Source organism: Mesorhizobium sp. M0189 (genome assembly GCF_040322135.1).
Lineage (GTDB): Bacteria > Pseudomonadota > Alphaproteobacteria > Rhizobiales > Rhizobiaceae > Mesorhizobium.
In genome coordinates, this window is the sequence record NZ_JAMYSW010000003.1 from 121,056 (window position 1) to 147,238 (window position 26,183).

A 26,183-nucleotide genomic window follows, 5' to 3' on the forward strand; every position below is an offset into this window, starting at 1 on the left:
CAACTCCCCCGGCGGACAGATGTCCGCCGGCATCGGGGCGATTTTTCAATGCGCAGCAATGTTCTTCGTCACAATCTCCTGACCGCCCTGCTGCTCGGTCCGGCGACCGCATGGCTGTTGGTGTTTTTAGTTTTGCCGTTCGTGGCGATCGCCGTTTTCAGCGTCGGCGAGCGGGCGCCGGAAGGCGGCTATCAGGCCGCTTTCACCTTGGCGCAGTATGCCAATCTTCCGGCGCGGGCGACCGCCTTCTGGAACACCATGGTGCTGGCGCCGGCCGGTGCACTGGCCTGTCTTCTCGTTGCCTATCCGGTCGCCTATTACCTCGCCTTGCGCGCGCCGGAGCGGTGGCGGCTGATCCTGCTTGCGCTTGTCGTCATCCCGTTCTGGACCAGCCTGCTGATGCGGACTTATGCCTGGATGTATGTGCTTGGCGGGCGCGGCGTCCCAGCTCTGCTGGCCTATGTCGGGATGGAGGATGTGCGGCTGATCAATACGCCGGGAGCGGTTCTGCTCGGCATCGTCTATGGTTATCTGCCGCTGATGATCCTGCCGATCTATGTCAGCCTCGAGCGGCTCGATCGCCGGCTGCTGGAGGCCTCCGCCGATCTCGGCGCGACGCCGATCTCGACATTCCTCGGCGTGACGCTGCGGCTGTCGCTGCCAGGTGTGATGACCGGCTTCTCGCTGGTCATGATCCTGTTGCTCGGCGAATATCTGATCCCAACGCTACTCGGCGGCGGCAAGGTCTTCTTCATCGGCAACGCGCTGGTCGATCTGTTCCTGCAATCGCGCAACTGGCCGTTCGGATCGGCAATCGCCATAACCCTTGTAGCGGTTTCCGTGGTCGTGCTGCTTGCCGCGAACCGCATTTCGACACGGCTTTCGGGTGCCCGCCGGGTGGACCTGATCTGATGCGTGCCTTCGTCGTTGCGGTCTTTGCCTTTCTCTACCTGCCGATCGCGCTGGTGGTGCTGTTCTCGTTCAACGCCGGCCACCACGCCAGCGAGTTCACTGGCTTCTCGGTGCAATGGTACGGCAAGGCACTGGCGAACCCGTTCCTGGTCGAAGCGCTGAAGAACAGCCTGTTAATCGCCACGACCAGCGCCTTGCTCGCGGCACTCTGCGGCACCGCGGCGGCGCTTGGCCTGGCGCGTGTCGGCGCGCGGACGCGAGCCGTCTTCGATGCGCTTTTGGGTGCTGCGATCGTCGTTCCTGGCGTCGTCATCGGCATCTCGACGCTGGTCGCGCTGGTCCAGCTATTCGGGGTGGTCAACCCGTTTGTCGCTTCGCTGTGGCCGAACGATCAGCCACCGCGCCTGGCGCTCGGCTATGGCTCGATCATCGCCGCGCACGGGCTGTTTTCGATGGCGCTGGTGGCGATGATCGTCGGCACGCGCCTCGGCAGCCTCGACCGCAATCTGGTCGAGGCTTCGAGCGATCTTTACGCCACCCCGCTGACGACGTTCCGCAGCATCGTGTTGCCGCAGATCATGCCGGCGGTGGTCGCCGGCTTCCTGCTCGCCTTCACATTCTCCTTCGACGATTTCATCGTCGCTTTTTTCGTCGCCGGCGCGCAGACGACATTGCCGATCTATGTCTTTGCCTCGATCCGGCGCGGGGTCACGCCGGAGATCAATGCCATCGCGACGATCGTGCTCGTCGCCTCCGTTCTGCTCGTGGTGCTCGCCCAATGGCAATTGCGCCAGCGAAAACCATCCCACTGAAAGACAAAAACATGATTCTGAAAGATCGCATCGCCGTGGTGACGGGCGCCGGGTCGGGGATCGGGCGTGCCGGCGCCATGATAATGGCCAGGGAAGGCGCGCTCGTGGTGATCGCCGACAGGGACCAGGCGGCGGGGGAAGCAACCGCTTCCGACATTCGTGCGTCCGGCGGTCGGGCCGAAGCCGTCGCCACCGATGTCGGCGACGATGCGGCGGTCGAGCAGCTCGTCGCAGGAACGCTGGGCCGGCATCGGCGGATCGACATCCTGCACAATCATGCCGGGATCCAGGTCGGCGGCACGCTGACCGAAGTCGGCGCCGACGGCATGGATGCCTCCTGGCGGATCAATGTGCGGGCGCAGTTCCTCGCGGCCAGGCTGGTCATGCCGTCGATGATCGCGCAAGGCGGCGGGGTGATCCTGAATACCGCCTCGAATTCGGGTGTGTTCTACGACCGCGAAATGATCGCCTACGCGACCTCAAAACATGCCGTGGTGGCGATGACCCGGCAGATGTCGCTCGACTATGCCCGGCACAATGTCCGCGTCAACGCGTTGTGCCCCGGCTGGGTCGACACGCCCTTCAACGAACCGTTTATCGCGCAGATGGGCGGGCGGGCGGCGATCGAAAACTATGTCCGCACCAAGATCCCCATGCAGCGCTGGGCCAGCGCCCAGGAAATCGCCGAAGCGATCCTGTTTCTCGTTTCCGACCGCTCGTCCTTCATGACCGGGCAGGCGTTGGTGATCGACGGCGGTGAAAGCATCGGCTGATCCGCAGCTCCCGGCGGGCGGGAGCTGAAATTCCCTTTGGCCTAACGGCCGGCGGCAAGATGTGCTTTCGTCTCAAGGAGAATGCGGCCAACATGGCTGGGCCGGGAGCAGAAATCGTCAGCGCAAAGGGAAGCTGCATAATGGCCGAGGCCTATATCTGCGACTATATCCGCACGCCGATCGGCCGCTTCGGCGGTTCGTTGTCGGCGGTGCGTGCCGACGATCTCGGCGCAATCCCGCTGAGGGCGCTGGTCGAGCGCAATCCCGGCATCGACTGGGCTGCCATCGACGACGTCGTCTATGGCTGCGCCAATCAGGCCGGTGAGGACAATCGCAATGTGGCGCGCATGGTACTGCTGCTGGCCGGCCTGCCGAAGGAGATTTCCGGCTCGACCGTCAATCGCCTCTGCGGTTCGGGCATGGATGCCGTCATCATCGCAGCGCGCGCGATCAAGGCCGGCGAGGCGGAGCTGATGATATCCGGCGGCGTCGAATCGATGTCGCGCGCACCGTTCGTGCTGCCGAAGGCCGAGACCGCGTTTTCGCGCAATGCCGAAGTTCACGATACCACGATCGGCTGGCGCTTCGTCAATCCACTGATGAAGAAGCAATACGGCGTCGATTCGATGCCGGAGACGGGCGAGAACGTGGCGGAAGAGTTCGCCGTCTCTCGCGCCGACCAGGATGCGTTTGCCGTGCGCAGCCAGGACAAGGCGGTCGCCGCACAAGCCAATGGCCGGCTGGCAAAGGAAATCACGCCGGTGACGATCGCGCAGCGCAAGGGTGACCCGATCGTCGTCTCGAAGGACGAACATCCGCGCTCGGGTACCACGATCGAGGCGCTGGCCAAATTGCCGACGCCGTTCCGGCAAGGCGGCACGGTTACGGCCGGCAACGCGTCGGGCGTTAACGATGGTGCCGCGGCGCTGATCGTCGCCTCGGAAACCGCCGTGAAAAGATACGGGTTGACGCCGATCGCCCGCATCCTCGGCGGTGCCACCGCCGGCGTGGCGCCGCGCATCATGGGCATTGGTCCGGTGCCGGCCACGCAGAAGCTATGCGCCCGGCTCGGCCTGGAGCCGCAACAATTCGATGTCATCGAGCTCAACGAGGCCTTCGCCTCGCAAGGCATCGCCGTGCTGCGCCAACTCGGCATTGCCGAGGATGCGGAGCACGTCAACCCGAATGGCGGCGCCATCGCGCTCGGCCATCCGCTCGGCATGTCCGGGGCGCGCATCACCGGCACGGCGGCATTGGAACTGCGCGAACGCGGCGGCCGCTACGGCCTCGCGACCATGTGCATCGGTGTCGGCCAGGGCATAGCGGTGGCGCTGGAGAGATTGTGAGCGAGCAACTCCGGCCGTTCTGAAGGTGCGGCTGCGCGAATTCCCACGTCGTTCCGCCCTTCAAATTTGACCATGTGGACAAAAGCCGGGCACCGTTCCATAGTTCCTTCGCTGATATTCCAGAGAAGAGAGCCGGCTCGACACGGCGCCAATCAGAGGGGCATGCAATGGACAACGGGAAGAGCAGAATCCAATCGAAACGCGAAGGGCTTTCGCGACGCAACGTGCTGGAGCTGGGCGCGCTCGGCCTTGCGGCGGCGATGCTGCCGGGCAGCGCCTTTGCTAAGACCAAGAAGCTGAAAGTGGCGGCGATCTTCGCCACGCCGATCGAGGAGCCGTGGGACAACCAGATCCACGTCGCCCTGCAGAAGGCCGAGAAGGAACTCGGCATCGAGTACAAATGGTCGGAGAAGGTGCAGACCGCCGATTTCAGCCGTGTCATGCGCGAATATGCGCAAGGCGGCTATGAGCTGGTGCTGGGCGATGCCTTCGCCGCCGAGCGCGAATCCCGCAGGACCGCCAAGCAGTTCCCGAAGACCGCCTTCCTGTTCGGCTCCGGCGCCGGGCCGGCCGAGCCGAACTTCGGCGTTTTCGACAACTGGATTCACGAGCCGGCCTATCTGTCCGGCATGATCGCCGGAAAGATGTCGAAATCGGGCACGATCGGCGCGGTCGCGGCTATGGGCATTCCGGAAGTGAACCGGCTGGTCAACGCCTTCTTTGCCGGCGCCAGGGAGGTCAATCCCAACATCAAGAAGAAGGTCGCCTTCATCGGCTCGTTCTTCGATCCGCCAAAGGCAAAGGAAGCGGCTGTTGCCCAGATCGACGCTGGCGTCGACGTCATCTATGCCGAGCGCTTCGGCGTCATCGAAGCGGCGGCGGAGAAGAAGATCCTCGCCATCTCCAACATGTCGGACCAGTCGAGCCTCGGCCCCGACACGGTGATCACCGGGCCGGTCTGGGACATGTATCCGACCGTCGAGCAGGCGATCAAGCTGGTCAAGGCCGGGGTCTTCACCGCGCAGGATTACGGCGATTTCTCGCGCATGGCCAAGGGCGGCTCCTACCTCGCGCCGTACCATAAATTCGACAAGACGCTGCCGGCCGAGGTCAAGGAATTGGTCGAGAGGAAGAAGGCCGAGATCCTCGACGGCAATTTCCGAGTCGACGTGGACGAGAATACGCCGGTCTCGGACTGAGTGCGCCCGCCCCTCCCCCTTGAGGGGAGGGTGGCCCGCAGGGCCGGGTGGGGTCCTCCGCGACGCGCTCCGTCTCTTAAGTCAAAAGTCGAGGCGGTTGAGGCGACCCCTCCCGCCTCGCTTCGCTCGGTACCTCCCCGCAAGGGGGAAGGGTATCCGCGCCATCTCTCACCAGGAGTGCCCTTGCCCGCCCCTCTCATCGAAATGCGCGGCATCACCAAGAGCTTCGGCGCCGTCAAGGCGAACGAGGCCGTCGATCTCAGCGTCGCGCCGGGTGAAATCCTCGGGTTGCTCGGCGAAAACGGCGCCGGCAAGACGACGCTGATGAACGTGCTGTTCGGCGCCTATGCGCCCGACGCCGGCGAGATCCTGGTGCAGGACCGGCCAGTGGCGATCAACAGCTCGGCCGATGCGCTGGCCGCCGGCATCGGCATGGTGCACCAGCATTTTCATCTCGCACCGCGACTTTCGGTGCTGGAGAACCTCTTGATCGGCATTCCCGGCAGATCGGGCCGGATCGACCGCGCCGGGGGGCTGGCGCGGCTCGCCGAGATCGGCCGCCAGCATGGGCTGGCGCTCGACCCGGACCTTCCCGTTTCGGCGCTGTCGGTCGGCGAGCAACAGCTGCTCGAAATCGTCAAGGCATTGTTTCGCGGCGCAAGGCTGCTGATCCTCGACGAGCCGACGGCGGTGCTGGCGCCAACCGAGGTCGACGGACTGTTTTCGGCGCTGCGCTCGATGGCGGCACAGGGGCTCGGCATCATCTTCATCTCGCACAAGCTCAACGAGGTGCGGGCGCTGACGCATCGCTGCGTCGTGCTCAGGCACGGGCGCGTTGCCGGCCGCGTCGATACGCCGGCCAGCACGATATCTTCGGAGATGGCGCGGCTGATGTGCGGCCACGAGATCGTGCCTCCGGCCAGGGGACCGTCGACACCGGGTCCGGCGGTGCTGACCCTCGATGGTATCTCGACATCGCATCATTCCGGCATGGCGCTGCGCGATGTGTCGCTGTCGGTACGCGGCGGCGAGATCCTCGGCATTGCCGGCGTCTCCGGCAACGGCCAGCGGGCGCTTGCCGAGGTCATCTCCGGCGTGCGAGCGCCCGATGCCGGCCGCATGACGATAGCCGGCAAAGCCGTTTCGCGGTTCTCGCCGAGCGCAGTGCAGGCGCTCGGCCTTGGCCGCATCCCGGAAGACCGTATGACGACCGGGCTGGTCACCAATCTGCCGCTTGCCGATTCGATGGTGCTGCCGCGCATCGGCACGGTGGCGTTCAGCCGCAACGGCCTGCTCAGACAGGATGCGATCCGCACCTTCGCCGAGGGGCAGATCAAGGCCTACGATATACGTTGCCCCGGGCCGATGACGCGCGCCGGGGCGCTGTCCGGCGGCAATCTGCAGAAGGCGCTTTTGGCGCGCGAACTCGCCTTCGACCCAAAGGTGCTGATCGTTTCGCAGCCGACACGCGGCCTCGATATTGGTGCCGCGCGCTTCATCCACGAAAAATTCCTCGACATGCGCGCCAAGGGCTGCGGCATTATCGTTATCGGCGAGGACCTGGAAGAGTTGCTGATGCTCTGCGACCGCATTGCCGTGATGTATGAGGGCCGCATCGTCGGCACGCTGAACAGCGCCGATGCCAGCGTCGCCAGACTCGGGTTGATGATGACCGGGGCGGAGGCCTGATGTTCCGTCTCGAGGCCCGCACCTCAACGCCCGCCTGGTTCAATCTGGCGCTGCCGCTGCTCGCCATCGGCGCGACGCTGATCCTGTGCAGCGGCCTCATTGCATTGGCCGGCGCCGGCGTCGTCGAGGCATATGGCGTGATGTTTTCGGCGTCGTTGGGCGACAGCTACGCCATCACCGAAACGCTGGTGCGTGCCGCGCCGATGATCTTCACCGGTCTTGCCGTGGCGGTCGCTTTCCGCGCCAAATTCTGGAACATCGGCGCCGAAGGGCAATTGCTGGCCGGTGCGGTGGCGAGCTGTGCCGTCGGCGCCATCCCGATGCCGGGGCCGCTCGCCATGTTGCTGATGGCGCTGGCGGGCGCCGCCGCCGGCGCGGCCGTCGCCCTGATCCCTGCCACACTGCGGGTAAAATTCAGGGTCGATGACGTGGTCAGCTCGCTGCTGCTCAATTCGGTCATTTTCTACGCGCTGATGGCGCTGATCGAGGGCCCATGGAAGGATAGTTTCAGCGGCTACCCGATCTCGCCGCCGATCGAGGATTCAGCGAATTTCCCAGTGCTGCTCGAAGGCACGCGACTGCATCTCGGCGTCGTCGCGGCGCTGGTCGCCGCACCGGTCATCTGGTTCGTGGTCGCGCGCACGACGCTTGGTTTCCGCATCAGGGTCACCGGCGAGAACCCGGAAGCCGCGCGCTATGGCGGCATCAATGTCGAGCGGGTGCTGATTTCGACGGCGCTGCTATCAGGCGCGCTGGCCGGCCTTGCCGGCGTCGGCGAGGTCGGCGGCGTGCATTTCCAGGTGATGAGCGACATCTCGCCGGGCTATGGCTATTCCGGCATCGTCGTCGCCATGCTGGCGAGGCTCAATCCGCTCGGCATCGTGCCGGCGGCGATCTTCCTTGCTGCCGTCATGACCGGCGCCGAGGCGATGTCGCGGGCGACCGGCGTTCCGGCCTTCCTCAGCGATGTCATCCAGGGAACGGCGCTGCTCGCCATGCTGGTGGCGCTGCTGTTCACCGCCTATCGCATCCGTCGCGTGGGAATAGCCAAATGAGCGTGGTGCTGGAGCAGATATTCCAGGTCGGCTTCCTGGCCGCCATCATCCGCATCGCCACGCCGCTTGCCTTCGCGACGCTGGGCGAGATGTTTTCCGAGCGCGCCGGCGTGCTCAATCTCGGCATCGAAGGCATCATGCTGTTGTCGGCAATGACCGGCTTCACCGCGGCGAGCCTCAGCGGCAGCCTTTGGCTTGGCGTGCTCGCAGCCGTGCTGACCGGCGCGCTGATGGGCGCCGTGCATGCGCTGTTCACGGTGGCGCTCGGCCTCAGCCAGCATGTCTGCGGCATCGGCGTGACGCTGTTCAGTTCAGGCCTTGCCTATTTCCTCTACAGGCTGATCTTCGGCCAGCAATCGGTACCGCCGAACATCAAGGGGTTCGAGACGCTGCCGATCCCGATATTATCCGGTATTCCGGTGCTTGGGCCGGCGGTGTTCAACCAGTTTTCGCTGGTCTACATGGCAATGCTGTCTATTCCCCTGGCCGCCTTCGTGCTCTACCGCACGCCATGGGGCCTGTCGGTCCGCATGGTCGGTGAAAACCCGCGCGCCGCCGATTCGGCAGGCGTCAGCGTCATCGCGACGCGCTCCCAGGCGGTGATCCTCGGCGGCGCCTTGATGGGGCTTGCAGGCGCCTTCCTGTCGATGGCGCAATTCAACGCTTTCACCTTCGGCGTGGTTTCCGGGCGTGGCTGGGTGGCGATCGCACTCGTCGTCTTCGGCCGCTGGGATCCATGGCGCTCGGCAGGCGCCGCACTGCTGTTCGCCTTCGTCGACGCGCTGCAATTGCGCATGCAGGCAAGTGGGCTCGGCCACATTCCTTATGAGGCGTTCCTGATGCTGCCCTTCATCTTCACCATCGTCGCCATGGCGGTGATGTCGCGCAATGCGGTGGCTCCTTCGGCACTGCTCAAGCCGTTCCGGCGCGAAGAGCGGTAGCGGCGCGCCGTCGTTCACATCGCGGTAAAGCCGTTATCCACGAACAGATGGGCGCCGTTGACGAAGCTGGCCTCGTCGCTGGCCAGGAACAGGGCTGCCCTCGCCACCTCTTCCGGCTCGCCGATCCGGCCTTGCTGCGCGGCCATTGCCGCGTCTGAAACATCGACGCCAAGTTTGTCGAGATCGGCGACCTCGCGCAGGCCATGCGGTGTCCTGATGAAGCCGGGGCAGACCGCATTGCAGCGGACGTTGCGGTCGCGGAATTCGACGGCAATGGCACGCGCGAACATGTGGCAGGCACCCTTGGTGGTGTCGTAAAGCACCTCCATCGGCGTCGCCGCCACCGCCGAGATCGACGAGGTGCAGACGATGGAACCGCCGCCGGCGGCGATCATGCCGGGCAGCACGGCGCGCGTCATCAGGAACATCGAACGCACATTGACGGCATGCAGCCAGTCCCATTCCTGCAGCGTGGTCTCCAGGAAGGGTTTGATGACGATGGTGCCGGCATGGTTGAACAGAACCGTAACCGGGCCGAATTTTTCCATCACGCCCTTCACCGCCGCTTCGACCTGCCGCTCGTCCGATACGTCGGCGACCCAGTGCTCGGCGATATGGCCGCGTTGCCTGATTGCCGCTGCGGTGGCAGCCGCCGCTTCGCCGTTGCGGTCGACGATCGCCACCTTGGCGCCCTCGGCCGCGAAAAGCTCCGAGGCCGCACCGCCCATTCCCGTCGCGCCGCCCGAAATGATGGCGACCTTGCCGGCCAGTCTTGTGCCCATGTTTTGCTCCCTGCTGCCTTGCCGTGACGTCGCGGCTTCCGCTCAAGCAGCGATGCTATCCCGCATCCATTGGATGGCCAAGGAGCCACACACACATGGACCTGACGTTTTCTGCCGTCTTCCCCGGCACGCCCAAAAGCCAGCGCTAAGCAGCAAAAACACCAATTTGTCTGCGGTTTGGGGAAAATTGTTCTAAAGATCGCGCGAAAATAGCACTCGACAAAGTCTACTGATTTTATAGATTAAGCGCCGAGACGGAGGTCGATATGTCCTATAGCCAGAACGCTCAGACTGCCCGCAAAGGCCAAAGGCTGGGTTCCGACCAGGTGTGGCGGCCGGCCTATGCCGGCGCTTTCGCCTATCTCGTCTTTGCCCTTGCGTTCGTATTCACCGGGGCAGTGGTACTGGGGCTGATCCCCTGATTAGTAAGGCTCTGATCGTCGAGGCTTGCTCGGGATAGCGGCCTGCCGTTTGCAGAAATTCCGGAGTTGAATGAACCGAATGCCGGTGCGCTTTTGCGTGCCCTGATTCAACGTGATGGAGGAGATGGCAATGCCGATCGAGTTCACGCATGTTCCCGGTAAGATCCACGCTGCCGACGCCAGCTTTTTCTACGACTTTGTCGAGACCGCGACGAAGCTGTCGCTGATCGAGGATGCCGGATTCCAGAAGATCGTCATCGACGACCAGGCCGGGCTGCTGACCAATATGGACCTTGCCGCCCAGACGCTGGACCGGACCTCCTCCCTCGAGGTCGTGCTCACCCATTGGGCAGGCGTGATCGAACCAACCGTGGCGGCGCGGCAGCTCGCTGCCCTCGACGCGAGAAGCCGTGGCCGGCTGTCGCTCAGGATGCTCAGCGAGCCGCTGAACGACGACGATGCCGAGGCACGTCCGGCCGGCCATACGGTGGTCTGGCAACGCATCGACGAATATCTGGTGCTGCTGAAGCGGTTGTGGTCGAACGACAGGCCGTTCGACCATGAAGGCGCCTTTTACAGCGTCAACGGCGGCTATGTGCCGCGCAAGGGGCTGCATGGTGCCGACGTGACCATCCGCATGGGCGGACAGTCGGGCACAGCGCTCAGGGTCGCGGGCAGGCATGCGGATGTGTTCGAGCTGGCGCCCGGCTCGCTTGCAGAAATCCGACAGTCAATGGAGTGCGTGCGCGGCGCTGCCGCCGAACACGGTCGGGCCGGCAAGCTGCGTTTCGCGCTTCCCGTCCGAATCCGTTCGGCAGACAAACCTGCCGCTTCCTGCCAGAAGGCGGTCGAACTTGCCGGGCCGCCGGCGCAGGTCGCGCTGTCGCTGCTTTCCTACGCCGCTTTGGGGATCAAGGAGTTCATGATCGTCGGCGTCGACAGGCCGCGCGAGATTGCGACTGCCGGCCGCGAGGCGATCGCACTGCTGCGCAACTCACTGGCACGGCGCGAGGCGGATGCCCCTGCATCGGGGACGTTTGTGTCACGCGCGATACCGGGCCTGCGAGCCGAGTGCTGAAGAGCCGCCGTCGTCACGCACCTTGGCTGACGGATCCTACCACCATTCCGGGAAAGCCGCGTGAGCGGCCCTGGCCAGCGTCGGGATTTCCTGATCGGGAACGGAGCTGTAGGGCCAGAGCAGTCGCGGGCCGAGTGGCGCCCAGCCGCCGGCCGCCGCCATCGCCTTGTCGAGCGCTGCATCGCTGACATTGTAACGGGTGCGAAACGGTAGGACATGTGCGGCGAGGAAGGCCTGTATGCGGGCCTCGACCTCGGCAGCGGCGGCCATGTCGGTGCGGATCATCTGCCACCACTGTACCGCACCCTTCGGGTTGAGGCAGGCAACGTTGGAATAGCTGCCATGGGCTCCCCCAGCATAGCCTGTCGCCAGCGTGTGGCCGGGGACGAAGACGGAGAATCCGTCCAGTTTGTGGCGCATATCGGCATACCAGTCGGCGTCACCGCCCGGCAGTTTGGCGCCGACCAGCGACGGCACGGCCGCGCGCAGCCGGGCGATGCCTTCGAGTGTCAGGCGACGCTTGGCGTGCGGCGGGTTGTAGAGCACCAGCGGCGTTTCGGGCGCGGCCTCGCAGAGGCGGCCGACAAAACGCATGACCTCGTCGTCGCTGGGCGGCCACCAGTCGGGCAGTGTGAATTGCACCGCCGCCGGGCCAAACGCCGAGACCCGCGTCAGCCGCTCCAGTGCGACGCGCGGATTGGACTGGCTGATGCCGATCTGGAAAGGAAGGCGCGCGCCGCCGGCTGTTGCGGCGACCAGCCCACAAAGCCGGTCGAATTCGGGCTCGGTCTGGCAATGGAATTCGCAGGCCGTGCCATTGGAATAGACGCCGTCGACGCCTGACGCGCAAAGCCGCGCGATCGTCTCTTCCGTCGCCTGCCAGTCGATCGCTCCGCGATCGTCGATGGCCAGCATCACCGCGCCCCAGACGCCGCGCGGTGCGTGTGCGGGCAAGCGGGCCAGATGGTCGTCGAGGTCAGCGTGCACCGGCGATCTCGTGTTCGTGGCGGGTTTCGTTCGACGCGAAGGCAGCCTCGATAATGCCGATGATCTTGCGTGCATAGAGACCGTCGACCGGCACCGGCGTGTCGTCGGCAATGGCATCGCGCATCGCGCTCCATTCGCGCACCAGCGCGTTGTGCATCCAGTTCGGTTCGAATGAACCGGGCAACTCGGTCCAGACCGTATCGCGTCCAAGCATCGTGCCGCGATCCATGTCGATGCGCAGCGTTCCCTGCTCGCAGACCAGATCCATGGCGTAGGTGGTAGCGCCGGTGCGATAGCCGATGCTCTGCACCTGGCCGATGCCGCCGCCGGCGAAGCGCAGCCCAAGCAAGGCGCTGTCGTCTGCTTCCTGGTCATGGAACTTGGCGCCGAGCATGCCGCTCACCGACACGACATCGTCATCCATCAGCCAGACCAGGCGGTCGAGCGCGTGGATGCCGGCCGTCAGCAGCATGCCGCCGCCGGTCGACTTGCGCAGATGCCAGTCGCGGCGATTGTGCTCCATCCATAGCTTGATGATCCAGCTCGATCCGATGAGCGGCCGGCCGAGCTCTCCTTGCTCCAGCTTCTGCCTGGCTGCCATGCAGGGCAGGGCGAAATGCATGAGATGGGCGACCATCAGCTTGACGCCGCTATCGGTTACGGCGGCGTTGATCGCGTCGCAGGCAGCCGCCGTCGGCGCCATCGGCTTTTCGAGCAGGATGTGCTTGCCGGCGTTTGCTGCGCCGATGGCCATTTCGGCATGGAGATGGTGCGGGGTGGCAATGAGGACCGCGTCGACCTCCTTGTCGTCCAGCAGCTTGCGCCAATCAGTGTAGCCGCAGCCGCCATATTCGGCGGTGAAGCGCTGCAGCGCATCGGCATTTCCACGAGAGGCGGCGACGAGACGAATGCCTCCCACCTCACGGATTGCCCGCGCATGGGCTGCGCCGAAATCGCCGGCGCCGATAATTCCTATCCCAATCATGATCCTGCCTTTTCATAAGCGGCGTCGATCAGAGACATCGCCGCAACATAATCCTCGATGGACACCGGCGGAGGCGCCTTTCTGGCCAGCCGGTCAAGCGTATCGCGCATGAACAGACGATAGCGCGTTGCCGGCAGTTCGACCGGCAAATCGGCAACGGCCGCATCGTCGAGCGTTGCGCAGGTGGCATGGTCGCCATGATCGATGAGGGTGGCATTGGCACTGACGATACGCCACTCGAAGTCACCGCCGGGGCGCATCGAGGCAAAGGTGTAACCGGCCTCGACGATGAACACCGCGCCGGCCTCGTCTTCCAGCACCAGCAGCGCATGGTCCTCGACCGGGCCGGGATGAATGCGGTTCGCGATCGAAACGCTTTTCAGGCCGAGCTTGCCGGTTGCGAGGCTGAGTGCCGCGTCGACGCCGTGTATGCCGAGATTCCTCAACGCACCCCCGCCGCCAACCGCCGGATCGACGACCCAGGCGACACCGTCGGCGATGTAGCGTTGCGGCGGGCCGTTGACCAGCCGGAACTGGCAATGCGCCACCGGCCCGGCGCGACCTTGCCGGCGCAGCCGTTCAAAGCCGGCAACGGCCGGCCCGAAACGGTTGGGCAGGGGAACAGCGACAAAAGCCTGGTGCTGCCTGGCAAGCTCGCGCAGCGCCATCAGTTCCCTCGTATGGCTGGCCGCCGGCTTCTCCAGGATCAACGGTATCCCTGCCGCGATGATCGCGCGTGCCCGCGCCGGCACCCTCGAAGGGTGCCCCATCAACAGGATCGCATCCGGCGGGCTGGAGAGTATCTCCGTGAAATCTTTGATAAACGGCAGATCGTGGTGCGCGGCGAACCCATGCGCTTGGCCAGGATCCTCGTCCCAGATGCCGGCGATCTCCGCACCGTAAAAGCGTGCGGCGTCGAGGTGCATTTCGGCGTGCCAGTGGCTCGAGCCGGCGAGGGTAATCTTCATTCGAAGGCAGCAGGTTTGTTATGGGCTTGCAGGATATCCTACAAGTAGCTATACGACAAGCGGGCAGGCTAATCCGGCGGATGATGAAAGCAGTGGGATGGCGGAACTGAAGTCGATCGAACCGTTGAGCAGACCGCCGCTTCTTCACGTCACCGTGCAGGAAAGCCTCAGGGCCTATATCGAAAGCAACCAGCTCAAGGCAGGCGATCCCTTGCCGCCGGAAACGTTCCTGGCGCAGCGGCTCGGCGTCGGCCGCAACTCCGTGCGGGAAGCCATCAAGGCGCTGGAATCGATCGGCATCCTGGAGACGCGGCGCGGCATCGGCGTCTTCGTCAAGGAGTTCTCGTTCAAGCCGCTGCTGGATAACCTGGCATACGGCTTGCAGGATTCGCTGCGCGATGTCGAAGAGCTGCGCGAAATCCGCCGCGTGCTGGAAACCGGCCTCATCGCCAAGACGATCGAGATGATCAGTGCCGAGGATATCGAGGCGCTGCGCCAGTTGACCGAGCGCATGCGGCAACGTGCCGAGCGCCATGAGAGCTTCGCCGAAGAGGACCAGCAATTCCACCAGCTGCTGTTCCGCTGCCAGAACAATCACATGCTGAGCGCACTGATCGACATCTTCTGGACGGCGTTCGACAAGGCCTCGAATTTCACCAATCTCGATAATCCGACGCCGCTGGCGACATGGCGCGACCATCACGAGATCGTCGAGGCTGTCGCCGCCAAGGATGTCGACCAGGCGCGTCGGCGGCTCGACGACCATTACCGGGGGATCCAGCAGGTTATCGCCAAAAACCGAGCAAGCTGAAGAACAACCTGAATATGCCAAGGGAGGAAACCATGCGCATCAGGACCATCGCATTCTCAGTCGCCGGGCTGCTGCTCGCCAGCATTGCCCCATTGACCAATGTCCAGGCACAAAGCGCCAAGACCATTGCGGGCGGCTTCGACGTCGGCCCGGGCGGTTTTCCCAAGAACTTCAACCCGCTGGTCGCGACCGGCGGCTACACCTGGCTCAGCACCTATTTCGAACCGCTGGTCATCTTCAATGCCGGGCTGACCGAGATCGAAGGCGACCTCGCCAAGGACTACAAGATCAGCGACGACCAGCTGAGCTATACGTTCAACCTGGTCAACGAGACCTGGCATGACGGCAAACCGTTCACCTCGAAGGACGTCAAGTTCACCCTCGAGCTTGCCAAGAACAAGGCCTCCGGCAGCCTGTTTGCCGCCCGCCTCGCCAACATCGCCTCGGTCGATGCACCGGATGACCACACCGCAGTGGTGAAGCTATCGAAACCGAACGGCTCGTTTCTATCCATCCTCTCGCAGCTAATGATCCTGCCGGAGCATGCCCTGGCCGCTCTGCCGCCGGAATCACTGGCGACAAGCACCTGGTGGTCGACCGCTCCGGTTGGCACCGGCCCGTTCAAGTTCAAGCGCTACGTGACCGACCAATATGTCGAACTGGCAGCCGATGACGACTATCGCAGCGGCAAGCCGAAGGTAGACGTGCTCATCAACCGCTATTTCGAGTCGCCGGCGGCGGCCGTCGCCGCGCTCCGCGCCGGCGAGATCCAGTTCACCTATGTCGAGCCCGACGATGCGGCATCCTTCAAGAGCGACAGCAATTTCAAGGTGATCGAAGGTGCCTCGTACGTGGTCAACTATATCGGCCTGAACCAGAAGGTCGACCTGTTTAGGGATATCCGTGTCCGCCAGGCGATTATGTATGCGATCGATCGCAACGCCATCATCGACAGCCTCTACGGCGGTGCCGCCAAGCCAGCCAATTGCGGCTATGTCGCGCCGCATCTCGTTCCGGCAGACCTCGAACCCTATGCCTACGATCCGGCAAAGGCCAAGGCGCTGCTGACCGAGGCGGGCTGGGACAAGATCAATGGCGACAAGCCGATCACCTTGCTGACCTATTACGGCTCGCCGCAAGCCGCCAACGTGATGGCCGCTGTCCAGTCGATGCTGGCCGAGGTCGGCATCAATGTGGTGCCGCGCGTCGTCGATACGCCGACCTACAATGGCATCGTCTACAAGCAAGGCACGCCGGACTGGAATGCATTTCCGATGGTTTATGCCGGCCTGCAGAACGGCCCCAACCCGGCCGGCCTCAATCCCGGCCTCAACAAGTCGCAGATTCCGCCGGCAGGCTTCAACACCATGCGCATCGAGTTCGACGACCTGAGCACCGCGTTGGACGCCGCGCTCGGCCAAACAGATCCGGCCAAGCTCGATCAATCCTGGCAGGAGGTCTGCAAGGTCATGAACAAGGAGCTACCCTGGGCGACGTTGTGGGTGGCCAACCGCTATGGCGTGGCCTCCAACAAGCTGCGTGACTTCGTCTGGACGCCGGCGCCGGGCGGCGGTCCTTATGCAGCTCACCCCGAGCGCTGGGACATCCAGTAAGAACTCCGCAACCAAGCGAGCAGGCGGAACCACTTTGGCGCCGCCTGCCACGGCCACGGAAAGCCCATGTTGAGCTTCATCGCCCGCCGCAGCGCCACAGGACTGCTGATGCTGGTCGCGCTCAGCGTCCTCATCTTCATCCTGCTGCGGCTGGCGCCGGGCGATCCGATCGACGCCTATATCAACCCGTCGGTCCCCATGTCGGCTTCCGACCTCGAGGGCCTGCGCGAACGGCTCGGGCTCGATCGGCCGCTTCCCGTGCAATATCTCGCCTGGCTGCGCGCGGCGCTGAGCGGTGACTTCGGCTATTCGATCCAGCGCAGCGGCGTTGCCGTGCTGCCACTGGTCATGGAACGCATCGGCCCGACGGCGCTGCTGATGGGCACGGGCCTGGCGATCGCCATCGTGCTCGGCATTTCCGCCGGCATTTTCAGCGCGGTGCGCCGTAACGAACCGTCCGACATCGCGCTGTCGGTGCTGTCGTTTATCGGTATCTCCAGCCCGGCTTTCCTGACGGCGCTGCTCGGTCTCTATTTCTTCTCAGTGCTGCTGCGCTGGGCGCCGTCCGGCGGCATGCACACGGCCGGCGCGCCGTTCTCGATGACGGATGTGCTAGCGCACCTCATCCTGCCCGCCTGCCTGCTGTCCATCGGCCATGCCGCGCTGATCATGCGCTACATGCGCGCTTCGCTGCTGGAAGTGCTCAACCAGGACTACGTGCGGACGGCGCGCGCCAAGGGCGTGCGCGAGTTCTGGGTGATCATCAAGCACGCCACCCGCAATGCGCTCTTGCCGGTCATCACCCTGATCGGCTCGACCGTCGGCATCGCCGTCGGCGGCGCCATCTTCCTGGAAAGCGTGTTCAACTGGCCGGGCATGGGACTGCTTCTGGTCAACGCCGTCGGCACCCGCGATTACCCGGTGATCATGGGCGCTACCCTGGTGATCGGCGTTTGCGTCATCCTGGTCAACCTCTTGACCGACGTCGTCTATGCCGTCGTCGACCCGCGCATTCAGGTGGCATGATGGCAATCACCGCGCCAGATCCTACAGTTGACCCGACAGCCGTGCCGCAAACCAAAGGCCCGCTTCGCCGCGCGTTCGACCGCTTTTTTGAAAACCGAGCGGCACGCGCCGGGCTTTTGATCGTCATCCCGATCCTGTTGGCGGTTTCGACCTATCCTCTGTGGTGGCCGTTCGGCCCGAACGCCATCGACCTCAGGGCGATGAACAAGGCGCCGTCCGCCATTCATTGGCTGGGCAGCGATGGCGTTGGGCGTGATGTCATGGCACGGTTGCTGCAAGGCGGGCGGATCTCACTGCTGGTTGCTATCTGTTCGGTTGCCATCTCGACCGTCATCGGCTTCCTGATCGGCGCCGTCGCCAGCTTTGGCGGGCGTCTCGTCGACGGAACGGTGATGCGCCTGGTCGATCTGGCGATGACGCTGCCGCCGGTGATCTTCCTGCTGGTGCTGGCTTCGATTGCCGGCACCGGCATCGCCCCGACCATCCTGGTGATCTCGCTGCTCTCCTGGCCAGTGCTGTCGCGCATGGTGCGCGCCCGGCTGCTCGAACTGCGCGAGCGCGATTTCGTCGTTGCGGCCCGGGGCATGGGCGCGGGGCTGCCGCATCTGCTGTTCCGGCATGGCCTGCCCAACTGCATCGATATCCTGGTCGTCTACGCCACCTTGCAGATCGCCAACGCTATCCTGCTCGAAGCCGGCCTGTCCTTTCTCGGCCTTGGCATCGCACCGCCAGAAGCCAGCTGGGGCAACATGCTCAATCTCGCCCGCTCCACCGTCGTGCTGGAAAATTACCCGTGGCAATGGATGTTCCCGGGCGCCGCACTGGTGCTCACCGTCCTCGCCATCAATTTCATCGGCGACGGCTTGCGCGATGCATTCGATCCTCGCTCCGATCTCAACTGACCTCAAAGGTTCATCAAAATGCCCCTGTTTACCGGCGTCGTGCCACCTGTCGTCACCCCGCTCAATGCCGATTTCAGCATCGACTTCCCGTCGTTCACCCGCACCATCGAGAACCTGCTCGACGGCGGTGTCCACGGGCTGTTCGTGCTCGGCTCGACCAGCGAGGTGGTCTTCCACGACGAGGCAGGCCGCAGGGCCATCCTCGAGCATGCAGTCAAGGTCAATAACGGCCGGGTTCCGATCTTCGCTGGGGTCATCGACCCGACGACCGATCGTGTCATCAACCACGCACGCATCGCCAGATCGGCCGGCGTCGACGCTATTGTTGTCACCGCGCCGTTTTATACCCGCACCAGCCAGCCGGAGATCGGCGACCACTTCCGCTATATCAAGGATGCGATCGACATTCCCGTCATCGCCTACGACATCCCGGTCTGCGTTCACGTCAAGCTGGAGCGCAAGACCACGGTCGGCCTCGCCAGGGAAGGCGCCATCGCGGGCATCAAGGATTCCAGCGGCGATGACGGCAATCTGCGTTACGTGCTCAAGGATATGGCCGACGATCCGGGTTTCTTCGGCATGACCGGCTCCGAGATCCTGGTCGACAGTGTGCTGGCCATGGGCGCGCATGGCGTCGTGCCGGGCCTCGCCAATGTCGATCCGCACGGCTATGTCAGGCTGTGGAAGCTGATGCAGGCCGGCCAGCATGCCGAAGCTCGCCTGGAGCAGGAGCGGTTGTTGAAGCTGTTCGAGATCGTCTGGATATCGCTTGGCAGGACAAGTGCCGGCTCGGCCGGCGTCGGCGCCTTCAAGGCAGCGATGAAGAGCCTCGGCATCATCGCCTCGAACACCATGGCGCGGCCGCAACGCAGCCTGAACCAGGAGGAAACCGCGAAGATCGATATGATCCTTCGCGATGTGGGGCTGCTCCGCTGAGTGTCGCGCCGATCCTCTCGATTTCCGGCCTGCGCGCGGTGTTCCGCATTGCGGGGCGCGACATCGCGGCGGTAAGGGATGTCGACCTGACGATCGGCGCCGGCGAGACGGTGGCGCTCGTCGGCGAATCCGGATCCGGCAAATCCGTCACCAGCCTGTCGATCATCGGCCTGTTGCCAAAGAGGGTCGGACATATTGCCGAGGGGTCGATCGCGCTGCGGCGCAAGAACGGCACGGTCACCGAGTTGACCGGCCTCGATGCCGAGTCGCTGCGCAAGATACGTGGCAACGAGATCGGCATGGTGTTCCAGGAGCCGATGACCAGCCTCAACCCGGTCTACACGATCGGCGAGCAGATCGCCGAGCCGATCCGCATCCATCTCGGCAAATCGCACCGCGAGGCAGAGGCAGACGCGGTGCGGCTGCTGGAGCAGGTCGGCATTCCCGATCCGAAGCGGCGGGCGCGACAATATCCGCACGAACTTTCGGGCGGGATGCGCCAGCGCGCCACTATCGCCATGGCCCTGTCCTGCGATCCAGGCTTGCTGATTGCCGATGAGCCGACGACCGCGCTGGACGTCACAATCCAGGCCCAGATTCTCGATCTTTTGGCCGAGCTGCAGGCGCAGCGCGGCATGGGCATCCTGTTCGTCACCCACAATCTCGGCGTCGTCGCCGAAATCGCCGACCGGGTAGCGGTGATGTATGCCGGGCGTATCGTCGAAACAGGTCCGGTGAGCGAAGTGTTCACCCGCCCGCGTCATCCCTATACGGTGGGGTTGATGCGCTCGGTGCCGAGGCTCGGCGAGGCCACGGCGCTGAAGGTGGCGGGAACGCCGCTGCCGACCATTGCCGGAAATGTTCCGTCGCTCGCCTTGCTACCCAAAGGCTGTTCCTTCGCGCCGCGCTGCCCGATGGCTATCACTGCCTGCCGCGCCGCGGTGCCGCCATTGTTTGCGGCGACGCCGACCCAGCAAAGCCGCTGCCTGCGCTGGGAGGAGCTCTGATGGAGGGCGCCCCGTTCCTATCGGTCAAAAACCTGACCAAGCATTTTGCGCCGACCGCGTTTTCGCGCGGCCCCATCGTCAGGGCACTGGAGGATATTTCGTTCGAGGTCAGGCGTGGTCAGGTGGTCGGGCTGGTCGGCGAATCCGGCTCCGGCAAGACCACTATCGGCCGCTCGGTGCTGCGTCTGATCGAGCCGACATCCGGCCAGATCAGCTATGACGGCACCGACATCACCAGGCTGGGTGCCGCCCAGTTGCGCCGCCAGCGCCGCAAGATGCAGTATATTTTCCAGGATCCCTTCGCCAGCCTGTCGCCGCGCATGACGATCGGGCAGATCCTCACCGAAGGCTTGGACATTCAAGGCATTGGCAGGAAATCCGAGCGGCGGGCGAAGGCCGAGAATGCACTTGCCGCGGTCGAGTTGCCGGTCGACGCCTATGATCGCTACGCCCATGAATTCTCGGGCGGCCAGCGCCAGCGCATCGGCATCGCCCGGGCGCTGACGCTCGAGCCGGAATTCATTGTCGCCGACGAGCCGGTCTCGGCGCTCGACGTCTCGATCCAAGCCCAAATCATCAATTTGTTGCGCGATCTGCAGCTCCGGCTTGGGCTGACCATGCTGTTCATTTCGCACGATCTGGCCGTGGTCGAGTACATCTGCGACACGGTCATCGTGCTCTATCTCGGGCGCATCATGGAGGTTGCGCCGGCGGCCGAACTCTATGCCCGGCCGCAGCATCCCTATACGCGCGCGCTGCTGTCAGCCATTCCGTCGCTCGATCCGCTGGCCAGGCAAGGCCGGCAGGTGCTTAAGGGCGATATTCCCAGCCCGGCAAACCCGCCGTCGGGCTGTGTTTTCCGGACCCGTTGCCCGTTTGCGCTGGAGGCTTGCGCCGGGGCTGTGCCGCCGCTGAGGGCGACAGCCGAGGGTCATCTGAAGGCCTGCATCCGCGACGACATCGCTTAGGTTTTTTGCCCTGTGCCTACGCGAGAACTTGGGCGAGATGGACAAGGTCGTCGGCCACAAAGTCCCAGCTCTCAAGAGGCGAGAGATCGGTCGTCTGCGCCGGACCATGCTCTTTCGGCCGAGCAACAAAAGCGGTTCCGATACCGCACCTTCGTGCCGCAGCCAGGTCGTCGTTATGCGCGGCGACTAACACGGCCTCCGAAGGTCGCACCCCCAGGATCTCCACTGCGCGGAGATAAGCCTGTGGCGCAGGCTTGTAGGTGCCGAACACATCCGAGCCAAGGACGGTGTCCCAAGGCAGGCCGGCGCGCTTGGCAATATCCAGTAACAGCCGGGTATTGCCCCCGGACAACGGCGCGATGATGAAGCGTTCCCTCAGCCTCGCAAGGCCTTTCAGCGAATCGGGCCACGGCTCCAGCCGATGCCAGGCGAGATTGAGTTCCTCAACTTCGGCGGCCGGCAGCTCGGATGGGGTCAGCCCGAACTGGACGAGAGCGGCGTCCAGATTCTCCCGGTTTATCCCGTCGAGTGAAACGAAAGGCCGGTGCCCTGTCCGCACCGCTTCGGTCGAGGCGTCATAACGCAACGCCCATGCATCGGCGAATTCACCGGGATCGACCTGCTGTGCACCATTTCGCGCGAGGAAGGCGCCGGCCTCCCTTGCGATACCGCTGCGCCAGTCAACGACGGTTCCCAGAACATCGAAGAATAGGACTCGAATAGTGGTCATATTGAGCTTCCGGTCGGGGTTGCGGTGCGTGTCCGGCCGCATCGGTCGCGATAGGACGGATCGACCTCGTCGAGCTGCTGATCAGATAGTCGAAATGTTTAAAAGCCTGATTGCGAAGGTGGTTCCCCCAACCTCATTGAAACGTCATCGACGCCAACCCATATGCAATCGGCGTCGGATGTTTCCTCCCATTCGTCCGGCGCGTTCCCCTCTGAAGGTTTTCGACCTTCACATCTGGCCGGGCTTGCAGCCCGGCCTTTTTTCTGCGGGGTAGGTGAGCGAGCCGAGATCATGGCGCAGGCGAGCCCAGCGTATCGATGCGTTTGGTCAGCGCCGCGGGATCGCCAAGCACGCGCAGCGTCTTCAGCCGAGCTGTGCCGCCGGCGGCGATCGAGACGCCCGATGCCGGCACGCCAAGCGCTTTTGCCGACCAGCTTTTCCAGCGCTCGATTGGCGGCTCCGTTTTCCGGCACGGCGCGGACGCGGGCTTTTAAATAGCTTCGCCCATCCGCCGATGTCTCGATGCCTTCCAGCCTGTCCATCGCTGATTTCGGCGTCAGCCGGACGAACAGGTCGGTGCCGTCGGCGCGCGTGCGGAACGGCGCGCTCATGGGACGCCTGAACTCAGACGACCAGCGAAAGCACGGTGGTGAGCAGGAACTGCCGGATGAAGAACAGGATCAGCAGCAGGATGATCGGCGAGATGTCGATGCCCCCGAGATCTGGCATGAAGCGGCGGATCGGCCGCAGCGCCGGCTCGGTCAGCCGATAGAGCATGTTGCTGATGGTGTCGACGAACTGGTTGCGCGAGTTGACGACGTTGAAGGCGTAGAGCCAGGAAAATATCGCCGAGGCGATGATGATCCACCAGTAAAGGTCAAGCGCCATGACAATGGTCTGAATTAGGGCGATCATGCCGGTCTCCGATTGTTGCCGACATGTAGCCACTGTAGGTGAAAGCGGCAAGAGCCGCCTTCCGCCGCATGGCAAAGCCGGACGAGCGGCCGAACGGCATTTCGGCAGCAAGCGCAGTCTTGACAGGAAACCGCAGCGGCCGATAAAAGCCCCATCCGCTGGACGGGGCTGTAGCTCAGCTGGGAGAGCGCGTCGTTCGCAATGACGAGGTCAGGAGTTCGATCCTCCTCAGCTCCACCAGCGGATTTTTCGAATCCCCTTGCCTGGTTGCATGCCGGAGACAGCGGCCTTGGGCGTTGTTCCGCTTGCGCAAGCTTACTCGGGCAGGGGCGATTTCGCGACGCCGAGAGAAGGCCGCTCGCGACTTGCGGCCATCGACCGGCGTTTACGAACGCGTTAGGCATCGGGCGGCAAAGATCAGCCTCTCAGGTCGCTCGTCCGGCAGGCCAGAGGGCGTTGCCTCCTTCTCCAACCTTCCGAACGACCCCCTAACCTTGCTGCGCTGAGCGTCGCTTCGGCACCATGACCACCTCGAAAAACGCCCCGTAAGCCATCCGTAAGCCACGTTATCGGAACCTCACCCCGTCGATAAAAGTCGATTGCCGCAGGCCCTTCGCCTGTGTCCATCGATCAGGCGGCGGGGGTTTGAAATGGCGGCTACTTCAGCACTTCGAGACAAAATCCGCGACGCCGGACCGAGCGCGCAGAGCGGTTCCAAAGGTTCTCAGCGCGGCCGGCACACAGCACCACCGGCAGCCTGCAAGCGCAGTTCCAGCGCGTCTTCAGGGCGTGCCGGCCGAAGCCCGCCAGGCTCTCGCAAACAGCTTGAATCGGCACATGCCTGCAATCGGCTCTAGGGGGAAGAGCCGATGTCGAAGCTTCACGCCAACCTGCTTCTCCTGCTTGCCGCCGCTTTGTGGGGTTTCGGCAATGTCTCGCAGAAGACTGTGCTCGGATATCTCGACCCGCTGAGCGCGGCCGGCATGCGCTGCCTGATCGCCGGACTTCTGGTGCTGCCGCTGATGATTGGAGAAAGCCGGGTAGCGAAGACCAAAGGTTTTCGCGCCAGCTTGGCAAGGGTCGGCGCGCTATTCGCCATTTCGATCGTTCTGCAGCAGATTGCCTATCTCGGCACCTCGGTCACCAATGCCAGCTTCCTGATCAGCACCGCGACCGTGATGACGCCGGTTGCAGCGTGGGTTCTGGTCGGGGAGCGGCTGACCGCGACGGTCGGGTTTGCCGCCGGCATGACCCTGATCGGCGCGCTGCTATTGTCTGGCGGCATCGCCGGCTTCAATGGCAACGACACGACGGTGGTGCTGTCGGCCGCATGCTATGCATTGTGGACGGTCGAGCTCGGCCGCCACATGCAAACCCATGGGCGCCCGTTTGCCACCATGGCGGCGCAGTTCCTCGGCACTGCGGCGGTCACCCTGCCGCTAGCCCTCTCGCATGGCAATTTGTCGGTCGCGACGGCACTCGATGCCTGGCCGCAACTGCTTGTGCTCGGCGTGTTCTCGACTGCCGCCGGCTTCGGCATCCAGACCGTTGCCCAGCGCTTTACCTCTGCCAGCCACGCAGCGGTGATCGTCAGCGCCGAAAGCCTGTTCGGCGCGACTGGCGCCGCCCTTTTTCTCGGTGAGCGGATCTCGCCCATGGGGGCTCTCGGCGCAATGATGATGCTCGGCACCATCCTCTATCTCGTCACCTCGCCCGGGCCGGCGAATCCGGCCGATCCCGTCATATCATCGCTGGAGGGAGCTCCATGAGCTTTGCCGACGCGAGCGGATTCCAGGCTGGGCTTGCGCTCGGCATGGCCTCGATGGCCTCGATAGGGCCGAACAACCTGATGATGATCAGGGAAGGCTTGCTGCGCGGGCGGGTGATGTTCGTGGCGAGCCTGGTGTGGGCGACCTATGTCGCCCTGATCGCCATCTCCTATATGCTCGGCAGCTCGATCGCCGGCCTCGATCCCTCACTCGGAACGGCGCTCTCCTGGCTTGGCCTGGCGGCGGTCTCCTGGTTTGCGGTGAAATCCTTTCGTGCAGCATTGGCCGTCGGCGAGGCCGAGGACCGCTCCGGCAAGGCCGAGACCAGCCGCTCCTGCGTAGCCCGCGTCATGGGCGTGGTCGGGATGAACCCGCTGACCTACGTCGAGCGGCTGTTCGTGCCGGCGGCGTTCGGCCAGTCTTTCGCTGCGAGTGGTACGCAGCTCGAATTCATGGTGACGCTGATCCTGATGTCGGCGCTCGACTGTTACGGCTATGCGCTCGGCGGCGGCCTCGTGGCGCCGCTGCTGCGCAGCCGTGCCAGCCTGCGCATCTTCGATCTCATCTCCGGGCTCATCCTGTCCACCGTCGCATTGGTCATGGCCGTGGGGCTCGTCTCGCCATGACCGCCCGTAGCAAACGCCCGCTCATCGTGCCGTCAAATGCCACCGCAGCTGAAAAGGAGGATCCAATGCAATTCGACAACGACCGTGCGCCGTTCGGCCGGCATTTCGCGCTTTCAATCTGGAACGACGCGCCGGCCAGCTGGCGTGATGCCTCCGGGCTGGTCGATCGCCTCTCCTTCGAGCCGTCGATTATCGACTTAAAACCGAAATCTGCCGGCCCCAGTCGGACCGCCCGGGCGGTGTCGCGATTTGCGGCTGCCATCCGGGCGCGCATTTCCGGTCCGGGCGGCTACTACAATCTTGGCAACGCGCTGGGGCTGGCAATGGGCGTGGCGATGCAGCTCGCCACCGGCCCTGAATGGGGTGCCGGCACCCTGTTCGACTATTTTGCCGGCAGCGGCAGCGCCGTGGCGTTGACGCTGGCGACGTCGATCTTCTTCTGCAGCGGCGAAGTCTATCACCGCGCCTGGGCTGGCCGCGATGTCCCCGATCCGGCGCTTAACCGGCGCGCCGATCTCCTGTCGGGGCTCGGCGCGATCGGGCTCGGCGTAGCGCTGTTCCTGCTCGGCCAACCGGTGCTGGCTGCGACTGCCGGACTGCTGCATGCGTTGGGAAAATTCGGCAGCGCCGTGTCCGGCATGATTGTGCCCGGTTGGCCGGCCAGGTAGCCCGATCCGTTCCGCAGCGCAGTGTTGGCCAGCCGCCTGCCTGCGGCATCGGCGGCAGCCCTTTCGGCCGGCTCCGCCGTGCCTGAAGTGTGGTCGGGGGCCTCACCCGCCCTTGTCACCGCGCCGCTGACATTGCTCGCCTGCTACGCGCTGTGGGCGAGGGCCGACCTTCTGCTGTTTGCCGACGCCGGCGAAAGCCCACCAACCCGTTCCGCCGCGGCGGGGCAGGGCGACTAGAGCCGCGCCCGCAGGACCATCGTTCA

General features: G+C 64.3%; 27 protein-coding genes, 1 tRNA gene and 1 pseudogene. 22 read left to right on the forward strand and 7 right to left on the reverse strand.

Annotation, left to right across the window (positions count from 1 at the left end; genetic code table 11):
* The first annotated feature begins 48 nt into the window (after positions 1-48).
* The 8 genes from NKJ09_RS06305 to NKJ09_RS06340 all read left to right on the forward strand — a co-directional run bounded on the left by NKJ09_RS06305 (position 49) and on the right by NKJ09_RS06340 (position 8,727).
* The gene (locus NKJ09_RS06305) at positions 49-912 is read left to right on the forward strand and encodes an ABC transporter permease (protein WP_352481004.1); all 864 of its coding nucleotides are present in this window, start codon (positions 49-51) and stop codon (positions 910-912) included.
* A complete protein-coding gene (locus NKJ09_RS06310) occupies positions 912-1,724 on the forward strand; it encodes an ABC transporter permease (RefSeq protein WP_023721354.1) in 813 nt (270 codons plus the stop codon). Before NKJ09_RS06305 ends, NKJ09_RS06310 begins: the two co-directional genes overlap by 1 nt.
* 11 nt (positions 1,725-1,735) lie before the next feature.
* Positions 1,736-2,497, forward strand: a complete 762-nt coding sequence (locus tag NKJ09_RS06315) for an SDR family NAD(P)-dependent oxidoreductase (protein WP_023721353.1) — start codon at positions 1,736-1,738, stop codon at positions 2,495-2,497.
* Positions 2,498-2,637: 140 nt separating this feature from the next.
* Positions 2,638-3,843 (forward strand): 3-oxoadipyl-CoA thiolase, encoded by a 1,206-nt coding sequence (gene pcaF / locus NKJ09_RS06320; protein WP_352494090.1) that lies wholly within the window; start codon positions 2,638-2,640, stop codon positions 3,841-3,843.
* A 167-nt stretch (positions 3,844-4,010) separates the two neighbouring features.
* A complete protein-coding gene (locus tag NKJ09_RS06325; protein ID WP_023721351.1) occupies positions 4,011-5,042 on the forward strand; it encodes a BMP family protein in 1,032 nt (343 codons plus the stop codon).
* A 183-nt stretch (positions 5,043-5,225) separates the two neighbouring features.
* Positions 5,226-6,731: an ABC transporter ATP-binding protein gene (locus NKJ09_RS06330; RefSeq protein WP_502901312.1), complete on the forward strand. Its 1,506-nt coding sequence runs from the start codon at positions 5,226-5,228 to the stop codon at positions 6,729-6,731.
* Positions 6,731-7,786, forward strand: a complete 1,056-nt coding sequence (locus NKJ09_RS06335; RefSeq protein WP_352494091.1) for an ABC transporter permease — start codon at positions 6,731-6,733, stop codon at positions 7,784-7,786. The genes NKJ09_RS06330 and NKJ09_RS06335 overlap by 1 nt, the downstream gene beginning before the upstream one ends.
* On the forward strand, positions 7,783-8,727 hold the full coding sequence (locus NKJ09_RS06340) for an ABC transporter permease (RefSeq protein WP_352480999.1): 945 nt from the start codon (positions 7,783-7,785) through the stop codon (positions 8,725-8,727). The genes NKJ09_RS06335 and NKJ09_RS06340 overlap by 4 nt, the downstream gene beginning before the upstream one ends.
* 14 nt (positions 8,728-8,741) lie before the next feature.
* Here the strand turns inward: NKJ09_RS06340 and NKJ09_RS06345 are convergent, their stop codons facing one another.
* Positions 8,742-9,509, reverse strand: a complete 768-nt coding sequence (locus tag NKJ09_RS06345; RefSeq protein ID WP_023721347.1) for an SDR family NAD(P)-dependent oxidoreductase — start codon at positions 9,507-9,509, stop codon at positions 8,742-8,744.
* A 266-nt stretch (positions 9,510-9,775) separates the two neighbouring features.
* On the opposite strand from NKJ09_RS06345, the gene NKJ09_RS06350 reads away from it, so the two are divergent.
* Both NKJ09_RS06350 and NKJ09_RS06355 read left to right on the forward strand, forming a co-directional pair.
* Positions 9,776-9,931 (forward strand): hypothetical protein, encoded by a 156-nt coding sequence (locus NKJ09_RS06350; RefSeq protein ID WP_023678176.1) that lies wholly within the window; start codon positions 9,776-9,778, stop codon positions 9,929-9,931.
* Between the two features lie 130 nt (positions 9,932-10,061).
* Positions 10,062-11,009, forward strand: coding sequence for an LLM class flavin-dependent oxidoreductase (locus NKJ09_RS06355; RefSeq protein WP_352494092.1), 948 nt, complete (start codon positions 10,062-10,064; stop codon positions 11,007-11,009).
* 36 nt (positions 11,010-11,045) lie between these two features.
* Here the strand turns inward: NKJ09_RS06355 and NKJ09_RS06360 are convergent, their stop codons facing one another.
* Genes NKJ09_RS06360 through NKJ09_RS06370 form a run of 3 tightly spaced genes read right to left on the reverse strand, consistent with a single transcriptional unit; the run spans position 11,046 to position 13,949 of the window.
* Entirely contained in the window at positions 11,046-11,996 is a 951-nt protein-coding gene (locus NKJ09_RS06360) for a dihydrodipicolinate synthase family protein (RefSeq protein ID WP_280940428.1), read from the reverse strand.
* On the reverse strand, positions 11,986-12,981 hold the full coding sequence (locus NKJ09_RS06365) for a Gfo/Idh/MocA family protein (protein WP_023721344.1): 996 nt from the start codon (positions 12,979-12,981) through the stop codon (positions 11,986-11,988). The genes NKJ09_RS06360 and NKJ09_RS06365 overlap by 11 nt, the downstream gene beginning before the upstream one ends.
* Entirely contained in the window at positions 12,978-13,949 is a 972-nt protein-coding gene (locus tag NKJ09_RS06370) for a Gfo/Idh/MocA family protein (RefSeq protein ID WP_352480996.1), read from the reverse strand. Before NKJ09_RS06370 ends, NKJ09_RS06365 begins: the two co-directional genes overlap by 4 nt.
* A gap of 97 nt (positions 13,950-14,046) precedes the next feature.
* Between NKJ09_RS06370 and NKJ09_RS06375 the strand changes: the two genes are divergently transcribed.
* From NKJ09_RS06375 to NKJ09_RS06405, 7 genes are all read left to right on the forward strand, one after another.
* Positions 14,047-14,760 (forward strand): FadR/GntR family transcriptional regulator, encoded by a 714-nt coding sequence (locus tag NKJ09_RS06375; protein ID WP_031194640.1) that lies wholly within the window; start codon positions 14,047-14,049, stop codon positions 14,758-14,760.
* 32 nt (positions 14,761-14,792) lie between these two features.
* A complete protein-coding gene (locus NKJ09_RS06380) occupies positions 14,793-16,373 on the forward strand; it encodes an ABC transporter substrate-binding protein (RefSeq protein ID WP_352494093.1) in 1,581 nt (526 codons plus the stop codon).
* A gap of 66 nt (positions 16,374-16,439) precedes the next feature.
* Positions 16,440-17,399, forward strand: a complete 960-nt coding sequence (locus NKJ09_RS06385; RefSeq protein ID WP_352494094.1) for an ABC transporter permease — start codon at positions 16,440-16,442, stop codon at positions 17,397-17,399.
* Entirely contained in the window at positions 17,396-18,301 is a 906-nt protein-coding gene (locus tag NKJ09_RS06390) for an ABC transporter permease (protein WP_502896308.1), read from the forward strand. The genes NKJ09_RS06385 and NKJ09_RS06390 overlap by 4 nt, the downstream gene beginning before the upstream one ends.
* A gap of 18 nt (positions 18,302-18,319) precedes the next feature.
* Entirely contained in the window at positions 18,320-19,237 is a 918-nt protein-coding gene (locus tag NKJ09_RS06395; protein WP_352494095.1) for a dihydrodipicolinate synthase family protein, read from the forward strand.
* Positions 19,234-20,244, forward strand: a complete 1,011-nt coding sequence (locus tag NKJ09_RS06400) for an ABC transporter ATP-binding protein (RefSeq protein WP_352494231.1) — start codon at positions 19,234-19,236, stop codon at positions 20,242-20,244. Before NKJ09_RS06395 ends, NKJ09_RS06400 begins: the two co-directional genes overlap by 4 nt.
* On the forward strand, positions 20,244-21,212 hold the full coding sequence (locus NKJ09_RS06405) for an ABC transporter ATP-binding protein (protein ID WP_352494096.1): 969 nt from the start codon (positions 20,244-20,246) through the stop codon (positions 21,210-21,212). The genes NKJ09_RS06400 and NKJ09_RS06405 overlap by 1 nt, the downstream gene beginning before the upstream one ends.
* A 16-nt stretch (positions 21,213-21,228) precedes the next feature.
* On the opposite strand, the gene NKJ09_RS06410 is transcribed toward NKJ09_RS06405, so the two are convergent.
* The 3 genes and pseudogenes from NKJ09_RS06410 to NKJ09_RS06420 all read right to left on the reverse strand — a co-directional run bounded on the left by NKJ09_RS06410 (position 21,229) and on the right by NKJ09_RS06420 (position 22,857).
* Positions 21,229-21,942, reverse strand: coding sequence for a haloacid dehalogenase type II (locus NKJ09_RS06410; protein WP_023721334.1), 714 nt, complete (start codon positions 21,940-21,942; stop codon positions 21,229-21,231).
* A gap of 289 nt (positions 21,943-22,231) precedes the next feature.
* A pseudogene (locus NKJ09_RS06415) lies at positions 22,232-22,553 on the reverse strand (DUF167 family protein).
* A 13-nt stretch (positions 22,554-22,566) separates the two neighbouring features.
* Positions 22,567-22,857, reverse strand: a complete 291-nt coding sequence (locus NKJ09_RS06420) for a YggT family protein (RefSeq protein WP_023678162.1) — start codon at positions 22,855-22,857, stop codon at positions 22,567-22,569.
* Positions 22,858-23,021: 164 nt separating this feature from the next.
* Between NKJ09_RS06420 and NKJ09_RS06425 the strand changes: the two genes are divergently transcribed.
* The 5 genes from NKJ09_RS06425 to NKJ09_RS06445 all read left to right on the forward strand — a co-directional run bounded on the left by NKJ09_RS06425 (position 23,022) and on the right by NKJ09_RS06445 (position 26,157).
* A tRNA-Ala gene (locus NKJ09_RS06425) sits at positions 23,022-23,097 on the forward strand.
* A 629-nt stretch (positions 23,098-23,726) separates the two neighbouring features.
* On the forward strand, positions 23,727-24,626 hold the full coding sequence (locus NKJ09_RS06430; protein ID WP_352494097.1) for a DMT family transporter: 900 nt from the start codon (positions 23,727-23,729) through the stop codon (positions 24,624-24,626).
* Positions 24,623-25,252, forward strand: a complete 630-nt coding sequence (locus tag NKJ09_RS06435) for a LysE/ArgO family amino acid transporter (protein ID WP_352494098.1) — start codon at positions 24,623-24,625, stop codon at positions 25,250-25,252. The genes NKJ09_RS06430 and NKJ09_RS06435 overlap by 4 nt, the downstream gene beginning before the upstream one ends.
* 65 nt (positions 25,253-25,317) lie before the next feature.
* A complete protein-coding gene (locus NKJ09_RS06440) occupies positions 25,318-25,920 on the forward strand; it encodes a hypothetical protein (protein ID WP_352494099.1) in 603 nt (200 codons plus the stop codon).
* A 21-nt stretch (positions 25,921-25,941) separates the two neighbouring features.
* A complete protein-coding gene (locus NKJ09_RS06445; RefSeq protein ID WP_352515619.1) occupies positions 25,942-26,157 on the forward strand; it encodes a hypothetical protein in 216 nt (71 codons plus the stop codon).
* Positions 26,158-26,183: the final 26 nt, after the last annotated feature.

Bases quoted from the DNA above. Each gene is read 5' to 3' on its own strand.
- NKJ09_RS06305 (WP_352481004.1), top strand. From the start codon at position 49: ATGCGCAGCAATGTTCTTCGTCACAATCTCCTGACCGCCCTGCTGCTC.
- NKJ09_RS06310 (WP_023721354.1), top strand. From the start codon at position 912: ATGCGTGCCTTCGTCGTTGCGGTCTTTGCCTTTCTCTACCTGCCGATC.
- NKJ09_RS06315 (WP_023721353.1), top strand. From the start codon at position 1,736: ATGATTCTGAAAGATCGCATCGCCGTGGTGACGGGCGCCGGGTCGGGG.
- pcaF (WP_352494090.1), top strand. From the start codon at position 2,638: ATGGCCGAGGCCTATATCTGCGACTATATCCGCACGCCGATCGGCCGC.
- NKJ09_RS06325 (WP_023721351.1), top strand. From the start codon at position 4,011: ATGGACAACGGGAAGAGCAGAATCCAATCGAAACGCGAAGGGCTTTCG.
- NKJ09_RS06335 (WP_352494091.1), top strand. From the start codon at position 6,731: ATGTTCCGTCTCGAGGCCCGCACCTCAACGCCCGCCTGGTTCAATCTG.
- NKJ09_RS06340 (WP_352480999.1), top strand. From the start codon at position 7,783: ATGAGCGTGGTGCTGGAGCAGATATTCCAGGTCGGCTTCCTGGCCGCC.
- NKJ09_RS06345 (WP_023721347.1), bottom strand. From the start codon at position 9,509: ATGGGCACAAGACTGGCCGGCAAGGTCGCCATCATTTCGGGCGGCGCG.
- NKJ09_RS06350 (WP_023678176.1), top strand. From the start codon at position 9,776: ATGTCCTATAGCCAGAACGCTCAGACTGCCCGCAAAGGCCAAAGGCTG.
- NKJ09_RS06355 (WP_352494092.1), top strand. From the start codon at position 10,062: ATGCCGATCGAGTTCACGCATGTTCCCGGTAAGATCCACGCTGCCGAC.
- NKJ09_RS06365 (WP_023721344.1), bottom strand. From the start codon at position 12,981: ATGATTGGGATAGGAATTATCGGCGCCGGCGATTTCGGCGCAGCCCAT.
- NKJ09_RS06370 (WP_352480996.1), bottom strand. From the start codon at position 13,949: ATGAAGATTACCCTCGCCGGCTCGAGCCACTGGCACGCCGAAATGCAC.
- NKJ09_RS06375 (WP_031194640.1), top strand. From the start codon at position 14,047: ATGGCGGAACTGAAGTCGATCGAACCGTTGAGCAGACCGCCGCTTCTT.
- NKJ09_RS06380 (WP_352494093.1), top strand. From the start codon at position 14,793: ATGCGCATCAGGACCATCGCATTCTCAGTCGCCGGGCTGCTGCTCGCC.
- NKJ09_RS06385 (WP_352494094.1), top strand. From the start codon at position 16,440: ATGTTGAGCTTCATCGCCCGCCGCAGCGCCACAGGACTGCTGATGCTG.
- NKJ09_RS06390 (WP_502896308.1), top strand. From the start codon at position 17,396: ATGATGGCAATCACCGCGCCAGATCCTACAGTTGACCCGACAGCCGTG.
- NKJ09_RS06395 (WP_352494095.1), top strand. From the start codon at position 18,320: ATGCCCCTGTTTACCGGCGTCGTGCCACCTGTCGTCACCCCGCTCAAT.
- NKJ09_RS06405 (WP_352494096.1), top strand. From the start codon at position 20,244: ATGGAGGGCGCCCCGTTCCTATCGGTCAAAAACCTGACCAAGCATTTT.
- NKJ09_RS06410 (WP_023721334.1), bottom strand. From the start codon at position 21,942: ATGACCACTATTCGAGTCCTATTCTTCGATGTTCTGGGAACCGTCGTT.
- NKJ09_RS06420 (WP_023678162.1), bottom strand. From the start codon at position 22,857: ATGATCGCCCTAATTCAGACCATTGTCATGGCGCTTGACCTTTACTGG.
- NKJ09_RS06430 (WP_352494097.1), top strand. From the start codon at position 23,727: ATGTCGAAGCTTCACGCCAACCTGCTTCTCCTGCTTGCCGCCGCTTTG.
- NKJ09_RS06435 (WP_352494098.1), top strand. From the start codon at position 24,623: ATGAGCTTTGCCGACGCGAGCGGATTCCAGGCTGGGCTTGCGCTCGGC.
- NKJ09_RS06440 (WP_352494099.1), top strand. From the start codon at position 25,318: ATGCAATTCGACAACGACCGTGCGCCGTTCGGCCGGCATTTCGCGCTT.